Below are 18323 nucleotides of genomic sequence, written 5' to 3'. Positions count from 1 at the left end.
GGACCCCCTCTTGGCCGCCTCGCGCAACGCCTCGACCGCGAATACGAACAACGCTGCCAGCACCGCCCCGCTGCGCATCTCCTTTGCAAAGATCAAGGAGCCCCTCGAGGTTCCGAACCTTCTCGCGCTGCAAACCGAGAGCTTCGACTGGCTGCTCGGCAACGACGCGTGGAAGGCTCGCGTCGAGGAGGCCCTCGAGAACGGTCAGGACGTCCCCACCAAGTCCGGTCTGGAGGAGATCTTCGAGGAGATCTCCCCGATCGAGGACTTCTCCGGGTCGATGTCGCTGACGTTCCGCGACCACCGTTTCGAGCCGCCGAAGAACTCCATCGACGAGTGCAAGGAGCGCGACTTCACGTACGCCGCCCCGCTCTTCGTCACGGCCGAGTTCACCAACAACGAGACCGGCGAGATCAAGTCCCAGACGGTCTTCATGGGCGACTTCCCGCTCATGACCAACAAGGGCACCTTCGTCATCAACGGCACCGAGCGTGTCGTCGTGTCGCAGCTGGTCCGTTCGCCGGGCGTGTACTTCGACTCCAGCATCGACAAGACGTCCGACAAGGACATCTTCTCGGCCAAGATCATCCCGTCCCGGGGTGCCTGGCTGGAGATGGAGATCGACAAGCGCGACATGGTCGGCGTCCGCATCGACCGCAAGCGCAAGCAGTCCGTCACCGTCCTGCTCAAGGCGCTCGGCTGGACCACCGAGCAGATCCTCGAGGAGTTCGGCGAGTACGAGTCGATGCGCGCCACCCTGGAGAAGGACCACACCCAGGGCCAGGACGACGCGCTGCTCGACATCTACCGCAAGCTGCGTCCGGGCGAGCCCCCCACGCGTGAGGCCGCGCAGACGCTGCTGGAGAACCTCTACTTCAACCCCAAGCGCTACGACCTGGCCAAGGTCGGCCGCTACAAGGTCAACAAGAAGCTGGGCGCGGACGCGCCGCTGGACGCCGGCATCCTGACCGTCGAGGACATCATCTCGACGATCAAGTACCTGGTGAAGCTGCACGCGGGCGAGACCGAGACGGTCGGCGACAGCGGGACGAACATCGTCGTCGAGACCGACGACATCGACCACTTCGGCAACCGCCGTCTGCGCAGCGTCGGCGAGCTCATCCAGAACCAGGTCCGTACGGGTCTGGCCCGCATGGAGCGTGTCGTCCGCGAGCGGATGACGACCCAGGACGTCGAGGCGATCACGCCGCAGACCCTGATCAACATCCGGCCGGTCGTCGCCTCCATCAAGGAGTTCTTCGGCACCAGCCAGCTCTCGCAGTTCATGGACCAGAACAACCCGCTGTCCGGGCTGACGCACAAGCGTCGTCTGTCCGCGCTCGGCCCGGGTGGTCTGTCCCGTGAGCGGGCCGGCTTCGAGGTCCGTGACGTGCACCCCTCGCACTACGGCCGCATGTGCCCGATCGAGACGCCCGAAGGCCCGAACATCGGTCTGATCGGCTCGCTCGCCTCCTACGGCCGGGTCAACGCGTTCGGTTTCGTCGAGACCCCCTACCGCAAGGTGTTCGAGGGCCAGGTCACCGACGAGGTCGACTACCTGACCGCCGACGAGGAGGACCGCTTCGTCATCGCGCAGGCCAACGCGCCGCTGACGAACGAGCTCCGCTTCGAGGAGAGCCGCGTCCTGGTCCGCCGCCGTGGCGGCGAGGTCGACTACGTCGCTCCCGAGGACGTGGACTACATGGACGTCTCGCCGCGCCAGATGGTGTCGGTCGCGACCGCCATGATCCCCTTCCTCGAGCACGACGACGCCAACCGTGCCCTCATGGGCGCGAACATGATGCGCCAGGCCGTCCCGCTCATCAAGAGCGAGGCGCCGCTCGTCGGCACCGGCATGGAGTACCGCTCCGCGGTCGACGCCGGCGACGTGGTCAAGGCCGAGAAGGACGGTGTGGTCCAGGAGGTCTCCGCGGACTACATCACCACCGCCAACGACGACGGCACGTACATCACGTACCGCCTGGCCAAGTTCTCCCGGTCCAACCAGGGCACCTCGGTCAACCAGAAGGTCATCGTCAACGAGGGCGACCGGATCATCACCGGCCAGGTCCTGGCCGACGGCCCGGCCACCCAGAACGGCGAGATGGCGCTCGGCAAGAACCTGCTGGTCGCGTTCATGCCGTGGGAGGGTCACAACTACGAGGACGCGATCATCCTGTCGCAGCGCCTCGTGCAGGACGACGTCCTCTCCTCGATCCACATCGAGGAGCACGAGGTCGACGCCCGTGACACCAAGCTCGGCCCCGAGGAGATCACCCGGGACATCCCGAACGTCTCCGAGGAGGTCCTCGCCGACCTCGACGAGCGCGGCATCATCCGCATCGGCGCCGAGGTCGTCGCCGGCGACATCCTCGTCGGCAAGGTGACCCCCAAGGGCGAGACCGAGCTGACCCCCGAGGAGCGCCTGCTGCGCGCGATCTTCGGTGAGAAGGCCCGTGAGGTCCGTGACACCTCGCTGAAGGTGCCGCACGGCGAGATCGGCAAGGTCATCGGCGTCCGCGTCTTCGACCGCGAGGAGGGCGACGAGCTTCCCCCCGGTGTGAACCAGCTGGTGCGCGTCTACGTCGCGCAGAAGCGCAAGATCACCGACGGTGACAAGCTCGCCGGCCGCCACGGCAACAAGGGCGTCATCTCCAAGATCCTGCCGATCGAGGACATGCCGTTCCTGGAGGACGGCACCCCGGTCGACATCATCCTCAACCCGCTGGGTGTGCCGTCCCGCATGAACCCGGGACAGGTCCTGGAGATCCACCTCGGCTGGCTCGCCAGCCGCGGCTGGGACGTCTCCGGCCTCGGGGAGGAGTGGGCCCAGCGCCTCCAGGTCATCGGCGCCGACCAGGTCGCTCCCGGCACCAACGTCGCGACCCCGGTCTTCGACGGTGCCCGTGAGGACGAGCTGGCGGGTCTGCTGCAGCACACCATCCCGAACCGGGACGGTGAGCGGATGGTGCAGCCGACCGGCAAGGCGCGGCTGTTCGACGGCCGCTCCGGTGAGCCGTTCCCGGACCCGATCTCGATCGGGTACATGTACATCCTGAAGCTGCACCACCTGGTCGACGACAAGCTCCACGCCCGCTCGACCGGCCCGTACTCCATGATCACGCAGCAGCCGCTGGGTGGTAAGGCGCAGTTCGGTGGCCAGCGCTTCGGCGAGATGGAGGTGTGGGCCCTCGAGGCCTACGGCGCCGCGTACGCCCTCCAGGAGCTGCTGACCATCAAGTCCGACGACGTCACCGGCCGCGTGAAGGTCTACGAGGCCATCGTCAAGGGCGAGAACATCCCCGAGCCCGGCATCCCCGAGTCCTTCAAGGTGCTCATCAAGGAGATGCAGTCGCTCTGCCTGAACGTGGAGGTGCTGTCCAGCGACGGTATGTCCATCGAGATGCGTGACACCGACGAGGACGTCTTCCGCGCTGCGGAGGAGCTCGGCATCGACCTGTCCCGGCGCGAGCCGAGCAGCGTCGAAGAGGTCTGACGGGAGTCCGGCCGGGGCCCGCCACCGCGCGTGGCCCCCGCCGACCCCCAGGCCCCCGTTTCAGACCACAGACTCACGACCCTGAGAGGGATTGACGCATAGTGCTCGACGTCAACTTCTTCGACGAGCTCCGGATCGGCCTGGCCACCGCTGACGACATCCGTCAGTGGAGCCACGGCGAGGTCAAGAAGCCCGAGACCATCAACTACCGCACGCTCAAGCCGGAAAAGGACGGGCTCTTCTGCGAGAAGATCTTCGGTCCGACCCGGGACTGGGAGTGCTACTGCGGCAAGTACAAGCGCGTCCGCTTCAAGGGCATCATCTGCGAGCGCTGTGGCGTCGAGGTCACGCGCGCCAAGGTGCGCCGTGAGCGGATGGGCCACATCGAGCTCGCCGCGCCCGTCACGCACATCTGGTACTTCAAGGGTGTCCCGAGCCGGCTCGGCTACCTGCTGGACCTGGCCCCCAAGGACCTCGAGAAGGTCATCTACTTCGCGGCGTACATGATCACGTTCGTCGACGAGGAGCGCCGTACCCGCGACCTGCCCTCCCTGGAGGCGCACGTCTCGGTCGAGCGCCAGCAGATCGAGAACCGCCGGGACGCCGACCTGGAGGCCCGCGCCAAGAAGCTCGAGACCGACCTGGCCGAGCTCGAGGCCGAGGGTGCCAAGGCCGACGTGCGCCGCAAGGTGCGCGAGGGTGCCGAGCGCGAGATGAAGCAGCTGCGCGACCGTGCGCAGCGCGAGATCGACCGCCTCGACGAGGTGTGGACCCGGTTCAAGAACCTCAAGGTCCAGGACCTCGAGGGCGACGAGCTGCTCTACCGCGAGCTGCGCGACCGCTTCGGCACGTACTTCGACGGTTCGATGGGTGCCGCGGCGCTGCAGAAGCGCCTGGAGTCCTTCGACCTCGACGAGGAGGCCGAGAAGCTCCGCGAGATCATCCGCACCGGCAAGGGCCAGAAGAAGACCCGCGCGCTCAAGCGCCTGAAGGTCGTCTCCGCGTTCCTGCAGACGTCCAACAGCCCCAAGGGCATGGTGCTCGACTGCGTGCCGGTCATCCCGCCGGACCTGCGTCCGATGGTGCAGCTGGACGGTGGCCGCTTCGCGACCTCCGACCTGAACGACCTGTACCGCCGTGTCATCAACCGCAACAACCGCCTGAAGCGGCTTCTCGACCTCGGCGCGCCCGAGATCATCGTGAACAACGAGAAGCGCATGCTCCAGGAGGCCGTCGACGCGCTCTTCGACAACGGCCGCCGCGGCCGCCCGGTCACGGGCCCCGGCAACCGTCCGCTGAAGTCGCTGTCCGACATGCTCAAGGGCAAGCAGGGCCGCTTCCGCCAGAACCTGCTCGGCAAGCGCGTGGACTACTCCGCGCGTTCCGTGATCGTCGTCGGTCCGCAGCTGAAGCTGCACCAGTGCGGTCTGCCGAAGGCGATGGCGCTGGAGCTGTTCAAGCCGTTCGTGATGAAGCGCCTGGTCGACCTGAACCACGCGCAGAACATCAAGTCGGCCAAGCGCATGGTCGAGCGCGGCCGCACCGTGGTGTACGACGTCCTCGAAGAGGTCATCGCCGAGCACCCGGTGCTGCTGAACCGTGCGCCCACCCTGCACCGCCTCGGCATCCAGGCCTTCGAGCCGCAGCTGGTCGAGGGCAAGGCCATCCAGATCCACCCGCTCGTGTGCACCGCGTTCAACGCGGACTTCGACGGTGACCAGATGGCCGTGCACCTGCCGCTGTCCGCGGAGGCGCAGGCCGAGGCCCGCATCCTGATGCTGTCCTCGAACAACATCCTCAAGCCCGCCGACGGCCGTCCGGTGACGATGCCGACCCAGGACATGGTCCTCGGTCTGTTCTTCCTCACCACGGACGCCGAGGGCCGGGGCGTCAAGGGCGAGGGCCGCTCGTTCGCGTCCGTCGCCGAGGCGATCATGGCGTTCGACGCGGGCGAGCTGTCGCTCCAGACGCCGGTCGACATCCGCTTCCCGGTGGGCACCATCCCGCCGCGTGGCTGGACGCCGCCCGCGCGCGAGGAGGGCGAGCCCGAGTGGCAGCAGGGTGACAGCTTCCGGCTGAAGACCACGCTGGGCCGTGCGCTCTTCAACGAGCTGCTGCCCGAGGACTACCCGTTCGTCGACTACGAGGTCGGCAAGAAGCAGCTCTCCGAGATCGTCAACGACCTCGCCGAGCGCTACCCGAAGGTCATCGTGGCGGCGACGCTCGACAACCTGAAGGCGGCCGGCTTCTTCTGGGCGACCCGTTCCGGTGTCACCGTGGCCATCTCCGACGTCGTCGTCCCCGAGGCGAAGAAGGAGATCGTCAAGGGCTACGAGGCGCAGGACGAGAAGGTCCAGAAGCAGTACGAGCGCGGTCTGATCACCAAGGACGAGCGCACGCAGGAACTCATCGCGATCTGGACCAAGGCGACCAACGAGGTCGCCGAGGCGATGAACGACAACTTCCCGAAGACCAACCCGATCTTCATGATGGTGAACTCGGGTGCACGAGGCAACATGATGCAGATGCGTCAGATCGCCGGTATGCGTGGTCTGGTGTCGAACGCGAAGAACGAGACGATCCCGCGTCCGATCAAGGCGTCCTTCCGTGAGGGCCTGTCCGTGCTGGAGTACTTCATCTCCACCCACGGTGCCCGTAAGGGTCTGGCGGACACCGCCCTGCGGACCGCCGACTCGGGTTACCTCACCCGTCGTCTGGTCGACGTCTCCCAGGACGTCATCATCCGCGAGGAGGACTGCGGCACCGAGCGCGGCCTCAAGCTCGTCATCGCCGAGCGCGGCGCGGACGGCGTGCTGCGCAAGGCGGACGACGTCGAGACGTCCGTGTACGCGCGCTGCCTCGCCGAGGACATCGTGGTCGACGGCAAGGTGCTGGCCCCGGCCGGCACCGACCTGGGCGACGTGCTCATCGACGAGCTCGTCCGCCACGGTGTGGGGACGGTCAAGACCCGCTCGGTCCTGACCTGCGAGTCCGCCGTCGGCACCTGCGCCATGTGCTACGGCCGCTCGCTGGCCACCGGCAAGCTGGTCGACATCGGTGAGGCGGTCGGCATCATCGCCGCCCAGTCCATCGGTGAGCCCGGTACCCAGCTGACGATGCGTACCTTCCACACCGGTGGTGTGGCCGGTGACGACATCACCCAGGGTCTGCCGCGTGTCGTCGAGCTCTTCGAGGCCCGTACCCCGAAGGGTGTCGCCCCGATCTCCGAGGCCTCCGGCCGCGTGCGGATCGAGGAGACCGAGAAGACCAAGAAGATCGTCATCACGCCGGACGACGGCAGCGACGAGACGGCGTACCCGATCTCGAAGCGCGCCCGACTCCTGGTCAGCGAGGGCGAGCACGTCGAGGTGGGCCAGAAGCTCACCGTGGGTGCCACCAACCCGCACGACGTGCTGCGCATCCTGGGCCAGCGTGCCGTCCAGGTCCACCTGGTCGGCGAGGTCCAGAAGGTGTACAACTCGCAGGGCGTGTCGATCCACGACAAGCACATCGAGATCATCATCCGGCAGATGCTGCGCCGCGTGACGATCATCGAGTCCGGCGACGCCGAGCTGCTGCCCGGCGAGCTGGTCGAGCGCTCCCGCTTCGAGCAGGAGAACCGTCGTGTGGTCCAGGAGGGCGGTCACCCGGCCTCCGGTCGTCCGCAGCTGATGGGTATCACCAAGGCCTCGCTGGCGACGGAGTCCTGGCTGTCGGCCGCCTCCTTCCAGGAGACGACCCGAGTCCTGACGGACGCGGCGATCAACGCCAAGTCCGACAGCCTCATCGGCCTCAAGGAAAACGTCATCATCGGTAAGCTCATCCCGGCCGGTACGGGTCTGTCCCGCTACCGCAACATCCGGGTGGAGCCGACCGAGGAGGCCAAGGCCGCGATGTACTCGGCCGTCGGCTACGACGACATCGACTACTCGCCGTTCGGCACCGGCTCCGGCCAGGCCGTTCCGCTGGAGGACTACGACTACGGTCCCTACAACCAGTGAGCGGCAGCTCGGCTGGTGAGTAGCTGAAACGAGCCGAAGGGCGGCCATCCCGTGCGCAACGGGGTGGCCGCCCTTCGGTGTGTCCGCGGTGGGCCGGCGGCGGCTCAGCGGCCGGCGAGCTGCCACGCCGTGACGAGGACCGTGGCGACGGCGGCCAGCGTGCCGACGCTGGCGAGCGGCCAGCGGGAGCGCTCCAGGGCCTCCAGGCGCTGCTCGTGGTCGGCGAGCTGTCTGTCGGTCTGGTCGCTGCGCTGGACCAGCAGCGCGAGCGAGCCGTCGATCCGGGCGAAGCCGGCCTCGACGGTGCCGCGCAGCCGCTCCAGCTCGACGGCGACGGCGGTCGGGTCGGGCGGGAAGTGCGGCGGATCGGTCATGGGTCTCTCCGTTCCACGGTGATGCCGTCCCCTCGGTGGTGCGCCGGAGCGGAACCGGCGCGCCACTGGTTCGAACTAGTGTACGAGTATTCCGGTGGTGTCGCTCCGTGTTTGCCGAAGTCGTTTCGTGACGTAGCGTCACGACGGACGGAGGCACACCACCCGGGGGGAACCGCGCCCGCCCGCACCGCGTTGGGTCATGATGGAGGCAGTCAGCCACCGGGGGAGGTGGGTCCGTGTCGTATCCGTCGCCATGGCAGCCGTGGCAGGGGCAGAGCAGTGGGGCCATGCTCGCCTCCCACGCCGACCGCGAGCGTGCCGTCGACGTGCTCAGAGCCGGCTTCAGCGAGGGGCGCCTGCAGCAGCCCGAGTTCGAGAAGCGGGTGGCCCGGGCCTACGAGGCCCGCACGGTGGGCGAGCTGTCCCTGCTCGTCGCCGACCTGCCCCAGGGCCCCCTGGCCGCCCAGCCGGCCCTCCCGCAGCCGTACGCCGCCCCCGTCCCGCGCACCTTCCTGCCGGCGCCCGCCCCGCCGACCAACGGCAAGGCGGTCGGCGCGATGGTGTGCGGCATCCTCACCACGATGACCATGGGCCTGACCGGCATTCCGGCGGTGATCCTCGGGCACACCGCCCGCTCGGAGATCCGCCGCACCGGCGAGGGCGGTGACGGCTTCGCGCTGGCCGGCCTGATCCTGGGCTGGCTGTCGGTCGCGGGCTGGGCGGTGGTGGTGGTGATCCTCACGCTGGCGACGGCCTCCGGCGCCTGACGCCGTGCCCGGACGGGCGCACGCCCGCCTCCTACGGGATGCCCAGCTCGAAGATCACGTAGTGCGCGTACCAGCCCGACGCCACCGCCGCCGTCGTGAAGAACACCGCCAGCGTCGGCCACTTCAGCCGGCCCAAGGCGGCCGCGGGCGCCAGCAGCAGCGGGAAGGCGGGCAGCAGGTAGCGGCCGGTGTTCCCGAACATCTGCTGGGTGCCGAGCACCGTCAGGACGCTCGCCAGGGTGTACGCCACCAGCACCAGCGGCGGCTTCCTGCGCAGCATCAGCGCGATCAGGAACGGCAGCGCGATCACCAGCTGCACGCCGAGCAGGTCCGGGACGGAGAACGCGAACAGGTAGTCGTTGTGCCCGACGGCGACGTTGCGCAGCACGTCCAGGGTGTACGCGCCCCCGTCGAAGTAGTGCGCCCACCCCTCGCGCTGGAGCGTGAAGTACGCCGTCAGGTCGCCCATGCTCAGCCCGACCCAGGCGATGTAGGTCAGCAGCCCGAGCGGTGCCGCCACCATCGCGTACACCGGCCCGAGGACGCCCTGTTCGCGCCGGCTGTCCGGCCGCAGCAGAGTGACGAGGGCGGCCAGGCCCACGGCGCCGATGAGGGCGGCCGAGGTGGGCCGGTTCAGGCCCGCGAAGAAGGCCAGCAGGCCCGCCGCCAGCCAGCGCTTCGTCATCACGCACCAGCAGGCCCAGGCGGCGATCGCGACGAACAGCGACTCCGAGTACACCGCCCACTCGACGCCCGCGCCGGGCGCGACCGCCCACAGTCCGGCGGCGATCGTCCCCGCGCGCGTGCCGGCCAGGGTCGAGACCACCGCGTAGATGCCGGCGGCCGCCACGAAGGACGCCAGCACGGACACCAGGATCGCGGAGCCGTACAGGCCGAGGCCGGTGACCTCGGAGGTGCCCCGAGTCAGGCCGGGGTACAGCGGGAAGAAGGCGACCGAGTTCTGCTGGACCGTGAACAGCCCGCCCGGCGCCAGCGGCTGGAGGGGCCGCGGCTCGTAGCCCTTCTCGGCGACCTGGAGGTACCACCAGCCGTCCCAGGTCTGCAGCACGTCCCACCAGTGGGCGCCGCCGCCGAACCGCGGCTCCTTTTTCCGGTAGTCCCCGGCGTACTCGAGCAGACACGCGAAGATGGTGAGGCCGACGAGCTTGGTGACGCCGTACAGGACGAGCGGGGGCACGTAGGGTCGGGCGGCGGGCGGCAGCGACAGGCGGCCCGTGCGGGGCCGTCCGGCCCGTTCGCCGGGGCGGGCGGAGTCCTCCGCCGTGTCCCTGGAAGCGGTGCTCATCCCCGCGGTCCCCCCTCGGCCGACCGCCGGGCCACGGGGCGTCCCGCTGTCCGGTGGGTCGTGAACGTGCCAGTCATAAGATCACAACAGAGTCGTGTGCGTGCGGCCACAGAGTCGCACGTGCGCGACGGAGGGGGGAGGGGCGGGTGTCCGAGGAATCCGGTGAGCCCGGGGAATTGGCGGGATCCGGGGGATCGGCGCGATCCGGCACCCCCGCGGGGTCCGGGGTGCCGGCCGGGACGACCGTGCTGTCGGTCGTCATACCGATGTACGACGAGGAGGAGGCCCTGCCCGCCCTCGTCGGCAGGCTCCGCCCGGTCCTGGACGCCCTGGGCGTGCCCTACGAGCTCGTCGCCGTCGACGACGGCAGCACCGACCGCACCGCCGACCTGCTCGCGGCCTTCCGGCTCGGCTGGCCGGAGCTGCGGGTCATAGGGCTGCGCCGCAACTGCGGCCACCAGGCCGCGCTGACCGCTGGGCTGGACCGGGCGGTGGGGGAGTACGTCGTGAGCCTGGACGCCGACCTCCAGGACCCGCCCGAGAAGATCCCCGAGATGCTGCGGCTGGCCCGGGACGAGGGCCTGGACATCGTCTACGGCGTCCGCGCCGACCGGGCGAGCGACACCGGCTTCAAGCGGTGGACGGCGGCCGTGTACTACCGGCTCGTGCGCCGGCTCGCGGGACCGTCCGTGCCCGATCAGGCGGGCGACTTCCGGCTGCTCAGCCGGGCCGCGGTGGACGCGCTGAAGGAGCTGCCGGACCAGCAGCGCGTCTACCGGCTGCTGGTGCCCTGGCTGGGGTTCCCCAGCGGGCGGGTCACCTACGAGCGCGCCCCGCGCACGGCCGGGCGCAGCAAATACCCGCTGGGGCGGATGATCCGGCTCGCGGTGGACAGTGTGACCAGCTTCTCGGCGGCGCCGCTGCGGCTGGCCACCTGGCTCGGCGGCTGCGCGTTCCTGGTGTGCCTCGGTCTGATGGGGTACACGTTGGGGGCGTACGCACTCGGCCGCACGGTGCCGGGGTGGACGTCCCTGTTCACCGGGGTGCTCTTCATCGGTGCCGTGCAGCTGATCTGCGTGGGACTGCTCGGCGAGTACGTCGCCCGGATCTACACGGCGGTGCAGAACCGGCCGTCGTACTACGTGGGCCACGACTCGGCCGAGGAATCCCCGGTCGCACGCCGGCGTTCCCTGTGGTAGGGAGGCGGGCTCTCCGGTTTCTGTTTTGACCGGAGTACGTGCGCTGGGTACGCTCAGACCTTGTGCCTGGGGTGTGCCCTGGCCCTTGTGCGTGCCTTCGAACCGCACACGGGGTCCCTGAGCGGCCACCGCAATCCGCGCTTTCCTCCACCCCGGTGGCGGGGGTCCGCGGGATTCGACACACCCGACCGCGTGGGTCGGCGACGTTCCAGGTTAGCTGTACCCATCGGCACACAGAAACCGGAGAAGTAGTGCCTACGATCCAGCAGCTGGTCCGCAAGGGCCGGCAGGACAAGGTCGAGAAGAACAAGACGCCCGCACTCGAGGGTTCCCCTCAGCGTCGGGGCGTCTGCACGCGTGTGTTCACGACCACCCCGAAGAAGCCGAACTCGGCCCTGCGTAAGGTCGCGCGTGTGCGTCTGACCAGCGGGATCGAGGTCACCGCTTACATTCCGGGTGAGGGACACAACCTGCAGGAGCACTCCATCGTGCTCGTGCGCGGCGGCCGTGTGAAGGACCTGCCGGGTGTTCGCTACAAGATCATCCGCGGCTCGCTCGACACCCAGGGTGTCAAGAACCGCAAGCAGGCTCGCAGCCGTTACGGCGCCAAGAAGGAGAAGTAAGAATGCCTCGTAAGGGCCCCGCCCCGAAGCGCCCGGTCATCATCGACCCGGTCTACGGTTCTCCTCTGGTGACCTCCCTCATCAACAAGGTGCTGCTGAACGGCAAGCGCTCCACCGCCGAGCGCATCGTCTACGGCGCCATGGAGGGCCTGCGCGAGAAGACCGGCAACGACCCGGTCATCACGCTCAAGCGCGCGCTCGAGAACATCAAGCCGACCATCGAGGTCAAGTCCCGCCGTGTCGGTGGCGCCACCTACCAGGTCCCGATCGAGGTCAAGCCCGGTCGTGCCAACACCCTGGCGCTGCGCTGGCTCGTCGGTTACTCCCGCGCCCGTCGCGAGAAGACCATGACCGAGCGTCTGCTGAACGAGCTCCTCGACGCCAGCAACGGCCTGGGTGCCGCTGTGAAGAAGCGCGAGGACACGCACAAGATGGCCGAGTCCAACAAGGCCTTCGCGCACTACCGCTGGTAGTCGCAACCCACATCGAGACCGAGAGAAGACTGAAGCCTTATGGCTACCACTTCGCTTGACCTGGCCAAGGTGCGCAACATCGGCATCATGGCCCACATCGACGCGGGCAAGACGACCACCACCGAGCGGATCCTGTTCTACACCGGTGTGTCCTACAAGATCGGTGAGGTCCACGACGGCGCCGCCACCATGGACTGGATGGAGCAGGAGCAGGAGCGTGGCATCACGATCACCTCTGCTGCCACCACCTGTCACTGGTCGCTGGAAGACGTCGACCACACCATCAACATCATCGACACGCCGGGCCACGTGGACTTCACCGTCGAGGTGGAGCGCTCCCTGCGCGTGCTCGACGGTGCTGTCACGGTGTTCGACGGCGTCGCCGGCGTAGAGCCCCAGTCCGAGACGGTGTGGCGCCAGGCGGACCGCTACGGCGTTCCGCGGATCTGCTTCGTCAACAAGCTGGACCGCACCGGTGCCGAGTTCCACCGCTGCGTCGACATGATCACCGACCGCCTGGGCGCCCAGCCGCTCGTCATGCAGCTGCCGATCGGCGCCGAGGCGGACTTCAAGGGCGTCGTCGACCTGGTGAAGATGAAGGCCCTGGTCTGGTCCGCCGAGGCGACCAAGGGCGAGATGTACGACATCGTCGACATCCCGGCCACGCACACCGAGGCCGCCGAGGAATGGCGCGCCAAGCTGGTCGAGGCCGTCGCCGAGAACGACGAAGAGATCATGGAGCTGTACCTGGAGGGCGAGGAGCCCACCGAGGAGCAGCTGTACGCCGCGGTCCGTCGTATCACCATCGCGTCCGGCAAGGGCACCGGCACCACCGTGACCCCGGTGTTCTGCGGCACCGCGTTCAAGAACAAGGGCGTCCAGCCCCTGCTCGACGCTGTCGTGCGCTACCTGCCGTCCCCGGTCGACATCGAGGCCATCGAGGGCCACGACGTCAAGGACCCGGAGACGGTCATCAAGCGCAAGCCCTCGGACGACGAGCCGCTCTCCGCGCTGGCGTTCAAGATCATGAGCGACCCGCACCTGGGCAAGCTCACCTTCGTCCGCGTGTACTCCGGCCGCCTGCAGTCCGGCACCTCGGTGCTGAACTCCGTCAAGGGCCGCAAGGAGCGCATCGGCAAGATCTACCGGATGCACGCCAACAAGCGTGAGGAGATCGAGTCGGTGGGCGCCGGCGACATCGTCGCCGTCATGGGCCTGAAGCAGACCACCACCGGTGAGACGCTGTCCGACGAGAAGTCCCCGGTGATCCTGGAGTCCATGGACTTCCCGGCGCCGGTGATCCAGGTCGCCATCGAGCCCAAGTCGAAGGGCGACCAGGAGAAGCTGGGCGTCGCGATCCAGCGCCTGGCCGAGGAGGACCCGTCCTTCCAGGTCTCCACCAACGAGGAGACCGGCCAGACCATCATCGGCGGTATGGGCGAGCTGCACCTCGAGGTGCTGGTCGACCGCATGCGCCGTGAGTTCAAGGTCGAGGCCAACGTCGGCAAGCCGCAGGTCGCGTACCGCGAGACCATCCGCAAGGCTGTGGAGAAGGTCGAGTACACCCACAAGAAGCAGACCGGTGGTACCGGTCAGTTCGGTCGGGTCATCATCGCGGTCGAGCCGATCGAGAGCGGCGACACCTCGTACGAGTTCGTGAACAAGGTGACCGGTGGTCGCATCCCGAAGGAGTACATCCCTTCGGTCGACGCCGGCGCCCAGGAGGCCATGCAGTTCGGCATCCTCGCGGGCTACGAGATGACCGGCGTACGCGTCACGCTGCTCGACGGTGCCTACCACGAGGTGGACTCCTCCGAGCTCGCGTTCAAGATCGCCGGCTCGCAGGCCTTCAAGGAGGCCGCGCGCAAGGCCAGCCCCGTGCTGCTCGAGCCGATGATGGCCGTCGAGGTCACCACGCCCGAGGACTACATGGGTGACGTCATCGGCGACATCAACTCCCGCCGTGGCCAGATCCAGGCCATGGAGGAGCGGGCCGGTGCCCGCGTCGTGAAGGGTCTCGTGCCCCTCTCGGAGATGTTCGGTTACGTCGGCGACCTGCGCAGCAAGACGTCCGGCCGCGCCAGCTACTCCATGCAGTTCGACTCCTACGCCGAGGTTCCGCGGAACGTCGCCGAGGAGATCATCGCGAAGGCCAAGGGCGAGTAACGCACCGCGTTCCGACGCCTTAGGCTTGACCCCGGAGCCTCGCGGGGCAAACGCCCGAAAAAGGTGTTTGCCCCGGGGCCCGGGACTTAACAGCAAAGATCACCTGGCGCCGATGAAGTAAGGCGTACCAGAACCACTCCCAGGAGGACCCCAGTGGCGAAGGCGAAGTTCGAGCGGACTAAGCCGCACGTCAACATCGGCACCATCGGTCACATCGACCACGGTAAGACGACCCTCACGGCCGCCATTACCAAGGTGCTGCACGACGCGTACCCGGACCTGAACGAGGCCACCGCGTTCGACAACATCGACAAGGCGCCCGAGGAGCGCCAGCGCGGTATCACCATCTCCATCGCGCACGTCGAGTACCAGACGGAGACCCGTCACTACGCCCACGTCGACTGCCCCGGTCACGCGGACTACATCAAGAACATGATCACGGGTGCGGCGCAGATGGACGGCGCCATCCTCGTGGTCGCCGCCACCGACGGCCCGATGCCGCAGACCAAGGAGCACGTGCTCCTGGCCCGCCAGGTCGGCGTGCCGTACATCGTCGTCGCCCTGAACAAGGCCGACATGGTGGACGACGAGGAGATCATGGAGCTCGTCGAGCTCGAGGTCCGTGAGCTCCTGTCCGAGTACGAGTTCCCGGGCGACGACCTGCCGGTCGTCCGCGTCTCCGCGCTGAAGGCGCTGGAGGGCGACGCCCAGTGGACGCAGTCCGTCCTCGACCTGATGAAGGCCGTCGACGAGTCCATCCCGGAGCCCGAGCGTGACGTCGACAAGCCGTTCCTGATGCCGATCGAGGACGTCTTCACGATCACCGGTCGCGGTACGGTCGTCACCGGCCGTATCGAGCGTGGTGTCCTCAAGGTCAACGAGACCGTCGACATCATCGGCATCAAGACCGAGAAGACCACCACCACGGTCACCGGCATCGAGATGTTCCGCAAGCTGCTCGACGAGGGCCAGGCCGGTGAGAACGTCGGTCTGCTGCTCCGCGGCATCAAGCGCGAGGACGTCGAGCGCGGCCAGGTCATCATCAAGCCGGGCTCGGTCACCCCGCACACCGAGTTCGAGGCCCAGGCCTACATCCTGTCGAAGGACGAGGGTGGCCGTCACACCCCGTTCTTCAACAACTACCGCCCGCAGTTCTACTTCCGTACCACGGACGTGACCGGCGTCGTGCACCTCCCCGAGGGCACCGAGATGGTCATGCCGGGCGACAACACCGAGATGCGCGTCGAGCTGATCCAGCCCGTCGCCATGGAGGAGGGCCTGAAGTTCGCCATCCGTGAGGGTGGCCGGACCGTCGGCGCCGGCCAGGTCATCAAGATCGTCAAGTAAGCACTCCGCTTGCTTGGGTCCGATGACCCGGTAGCTCCAGCTGCGAGCATCTGAGGGGGCCCGTACGACTCGTTCGTACGGGCCCTTTCGCATGCCCCGGCACAGCCGCCGGGCGGGGCCGTGTAGTCCTCAGGGGGGACACCGAGTCCGTCCCGGGGCCCAGGCGCCGTTCGTGCTCCTGGCGGACGCCCGGCGCGTCGACGCCCGTAAGGGTGGAGGCATGGACACCGCCGTGCTTGTCGTCGTCGCCGTCGTCGTCGTGCTGGCCGGCTCCCTGCTCACCCTGACCACGGAGCCGCCCTTCCCGCTGGTGCTGGCCGTCGTCGTGGCCAGCTTCCCGCTGGGCACGGCCCTGCTCGCGGTGGAGCCGCTGTGCGGGCACGGGCTGGCCGGGCAGTGGTGCGTGCGGCTCGGCCTGATCGGGCTCGGGGCGGGCGCGCTGAGCCTGGCCGTCGGCCGTCGCACGGGACGGGGCCCTGTCGCCCCGCGTCGGCCCCGTACGCCCTCCGGGACGCGCTCGGCGGGCCAGGGACGCGGGGGCGCCGGCCGGCGCTCCTGGGGGAGTTCTTGAGCCGCCGCGTCAACCCGGCGCGCCGAGGAGCGGGCGGAATCGGCGGTGCGGCACCCGGGGGAGGGGCCGGATCTCTAGGCTGACGGGGGTCCGGCGGCGGCCGAGGCCGCCCCACCGCACCCGCACGACGGCATCCACGGCACGGAGGACAGATGTTGCCGACCGGCTACGCGACGGACTTCGTCGCGGACTCGTCGCTGTTCCACGCCATGTTCCGCTTCGTCCGCCGCGCCCAGCAGCGCTGGCCCGGACTGCACGTGGACGGGGAGCCGCTGCCGCCGGAGGCGCTCGGCGACTGGTACCTGCCGGAGCCCGGGGAGGAGGGCCGGCCGTCGGCCGTCACGTTCTCCCCGAGCCGACCGGGGGAGGACGCCCGGGAGGGTGCCGGCCACGGTCCGGACGCCGCGGGACGGGGTGCCTACGCCGTCTTCTACCGGGCCCATCGCCAGCCGCTCGGGGAGGTCCTCTACGCGGTCAGCGTGGTGACGCCGGCGGACCCGGACACGGACCCGTTCTCCCGCGACGTCGTGCGGGACTTCCTGGAGGCCTTCGAGGGCAGCCGCCCGGGAGCCGTGCGCCACGCGTGAGGCCGGGCGGCGTGCGCCCGGCCTTGTGTTTGACGTACGTCACTCGCGGGGTATTCTCTCCGGCTCGATTGGCCAGGCCCCCGTCCCGTGTGGCAGACTGTCCGAGTTGCTCGGTCGAGTGTTGATGCTGTGCGCCTCCCGCCGGGGGGACCGGAAGCGAGTCCCACAGTACTCGTCGCCCTAACTGCCACATGGCAGCGCTGGGGCGGACGTACGGGAATCTTCCGGGAAGTGCAGTGCGGCACCGGCCAGGCGCCCGGTGGGCCTTCGCCCCCGGTCTGCGGTTCCGGAAGGGCCGTGTGCATTCCCCGCAGGGATGTTCGAACAAGGGACATCTGTGTCAGCGGGAGCGCGACACGCCCGACCGCGTGGGTCGGAGGAGAAGGCGGAACCACCGGGTTCCGGAGCGTAAGAAGAGACAGGACTACTGAGTAGCCATGGCGGGACAGAAGATCCGCATCCGGCTCAAGGCCTACGACCACGAGGTCATCGACTCCTCGGCGAAGAAGATCGTCGAGACGGTGACCCGTACCGGTGCGTCGGTCGCGGGCCCGGTGCCGCTGCCCACTGAGAAGAACGTGTACTGCGTCATCAAGTCGCCGCACAAGTACAAGGACTCGCGCGAGCACTTCGAGATGCGCACGCACAAGCGCCTGATCGACATCCTCGACCCGACCCCCAAGACCGTTGACTCTCTGATGCGACTCGACCTCCCGGCCGGTGTCGACATCGAGATCAAGCTCTGAGGCCGGTGATCTGAACGATGGCTAAGCAGATCAAGGGCATCCTGGGCGAGAAGCTCGGCATGACGCAGGTGTGGGACGAGAACAACCGCGTTGTTCCGGTCACCGTCGTCAAGGCCGGCCCCAACGTCGTCACCCAGGTCCGCACGAACGACGTCGACGGCTACGAGTCCGTCCAGATCGCGTTCGGCGAGATCGACCCGCGCAAGGTGAACAAGCCCCTCAAGGGCCACTTCGCCAAGGCCGACGTCACTCCCCGCCGCCACCTCGTCGAGATCCGTACCGCTGACGCCAGCGAGTACACCCTCGGCCAGGAGATCACCGCCGAGGTGTTCGAGGCCGGCATCAAGGTCGACGTGACCGGCAAGAGCAAGGGCAAGGGCTTCGCCGGCGTCATGAAGCGTCACAACTTCAAGGGCCTCGGCGCCGGACACGGCACCCAGCGCAAGCACCGCTCGCCCGGTTCCATCGGTGGCTGCGCCACCCCGGGCCGTGTGTTCAAGGGCCTCCGCATGGCGGGTCGCATGGGCAACGAGCGCGTCACCACCCAGAACCTGACCGTCCACGCCGTTGACGCGGAGAAGGGTCTGCTGCTCATCAAGGGCGCGGTTCCCGGTCCGAACGGCGGCCTCGTCCTGGTCCGCACCGCGGCCAAGGGGGCCTGAGGTAC

At 68.4% G+C, this 18323-nt stretch carries 14 protein-coding genes; 12 read left to right on the top strand and 2 right to left on the bottom strand.

Features of this window, described 5'->3' with window-relative positions; genetic code table 11:
- Positions 1 to 10 precede the first annotated feature (10 nt).
- On the top strand, positions 11 to 3496 hold the full coding sequence (gene rpoB, locus AQJ30_RS30515) for a DNA-directed RNA polymerase subunit beta (RefSeq protein WP_067240379.1): 3486 nt from the start codon (positions 11 to 13) through the stop codon (positions 3494 to 3496).
- Between the two features lie 101 nt (positions 3497 to 3597).
- Positions 3598 to 7497 (top strand): DNA-directed RNA polymerase subunit beta', encoded by a 3900-nt coding sequence (locus AQJ30_RS30510; RefSeq protein ID WP_067240377.1) that lies wholly within the window; start codon positions 3598 to 3600, stop codon positions 7495 to 7497.
- Between the two features lie 104 nt (positions 7498 to 7601).
- Here the strand turns inward: AQJ30_RS30510 and AQJ30_RS30505 are convergent, their stop codons facing one another.
- Positions 7602 to 7871, bottom strand: coding sequence for a hypothetical protein (locus AQJ30_RS30505; RefSeq protein ID WP_067240376.1), 270 nt, complete (start codon positions 7869 to 7871; stop codon positions 7602 to 7604).
- Between the two features lie 287 nt (positions 7872 to 8158).
- Between AQJ30_RS30505 and AQJ30_RS30500 the strand changes: the two genes are divergently transcribed.
- Positions 8159 to 8638 carry a DUF1707 and DUF4190 domain-containing protein gene (locus AQJ30_RS30500; RefSeq protein WP_067240374.1) on the top strand — a complete coding sequence of 160 codons (480 nt, stop codon included), beginning with the start codon at positions 8159 to 8161 and terminating at the stop codon, positions 8636 to 8638.
- 31 nt (positions 8639 to 8669) lie between these two features.
- Here AQJ30_RS30500 and AQJ30_RS30495 read toward each other — a convergent pair whose 3' ends face one another.
- Complete coding sequence (locus AQJ30_RS30495) at positions 8670 to 9944, bottom strand: glycosyltransferase family protein (RefSeq protein WP_067240372.1); 1275 nt, start codon at positions 9942 to 9944, stop codon at positions 8670 to 8672.
- A gap of 227 nt (positions 9945 to 10171) precedes the next feature.
- Here AQJ30_RS30495 and AQJ30_RS30490 point away from each other — a divergent pair, with 227 nt between their 5' ends.
- The 9 genes from AQJ30_RS30490 to rplC all read left to right on the top strand — a co-directional run bounded on the left by AQJ30_RS30490 (position 10172) and on the right by rplC (position 18318).
- Entirely contained in the window at positions 10172 to 11143 is a 972-nt protein-coding gene (locus tag AQJ30_RS30490; RefSeq protein WP_281200974.1) for a glycosyltransferase family 2 protein, read from the top strand.
- Positions 11144 to 11394: 251 nt separating this feature from the next.
- Entirely contained in the window at positions 11395 to 11766 is a 372-nt protein-coding gene (rpsL, locus tag AQJ30_RS30485; protein ID WP_003948652.1) for a 30S ribosomal protein S12, read from the top strand.
- Between the two features lie 2 nt (positions 11767 to 11768).
- The gene (rpsG, locus tag AQJ30_RS30480; protein WP_067240370.1) at positions 11769 to 12239 is read left to right on the top strand and encodes a 30S ribosomal protein S7; all 471 of its coding nucleotides are present in this window, start codon (positions 11769 to 11771) and stop codon (positions 12237 to 12239) included.
- Positions 12240 to 12278: 39 nt separating this feature from the next.
- The gene (fusA, locus tag AQJ30_RS30475; protein WP_067240368.1) at positions 12279 to 14405 is read left to right on the top strand and encodes an elongation factor G; all 2127 of its coding nucleotides are present in this window, start codon (positions 12279 to 12281) and stop codon (positions 14403 to 14405) included.
- Between the two features lie 153 nt (positions 14406 to 14558).
- A complete protein-coding gene (gene tuf, locus AQJ30_RS30470; protein ID WP_067240366.1) occupies positions 14559 to 15752 on the top strand; it encodes an elongation factor Tu in 1194 nt (397 codons plus the stop codon).
- 220 nt (positions 15753 to 15972) lie between these two features.
- The gene (locus AQJ30_RS30465; RefSeq protein ID WP_067240364.1) at positions 15973 to 16323 is read left to right on the top strand and encodes a hypothetical protein; all 351 of its coding nucleotides are present in this window, start codon (positions 15973 to 15975) and stop codon (positions 16321 to 16323) included.
- Between the two features lie 152 nt (positions 16324 to 16475).
- A complete protein-coding gene (locus tag AQJ30_RS30460) occupies positions 16476 to 16910 on the top strand; it encodes a hypothetical protein (RefSeq protein WP_067240362.1) in 435 nt (144 codons plus the stop codon).
- A gap of 437 nt (positions 16911 to 17347) precedes the next feature.
- Positions 17348 to 17656 carry a 30S ribosomal protein S10 gene (rpsJ, locus tag AQJ30_RS30455; RefSeq protein WP_003948644.1) on the top strand — a complete coding sequence of 103 codons (309 nt, stop codon included), beginning with the start codon at positions 17348 to 17350 and terminating at the stop codon, positions 17654 to 17656.
- A 17-nt stretch (positions 17657 to 17673) separates the two neighbouring features.
- Entirely contained in the window at positions 17674 to 18318 is a 645-nt protein-coding gene (gene rplC / locus AQJ30_RS30450) for a 50S ribosomal protein L3 (RefSeq protein ID WP_020135811.1), read from the top strand.
- The last annotated feature ends 5 nt before the right edge of the window (positions 18319 to 18323 follow it).

The sequence above is a fragment of the Streptomyces longwoodensis genome, assembly GCF_001514125.1.
Lineage (GTDB): Bacteria > Actinomycetota > Actinomycetes > Streptomycetales > Streptomycetaceae > Streptomyces > Streptomyces longwoodensis.
Note: the sequence above shows the minus strand (reverse complement) of the source record. Positions and strands in the feature narration are given on the sequence as shown.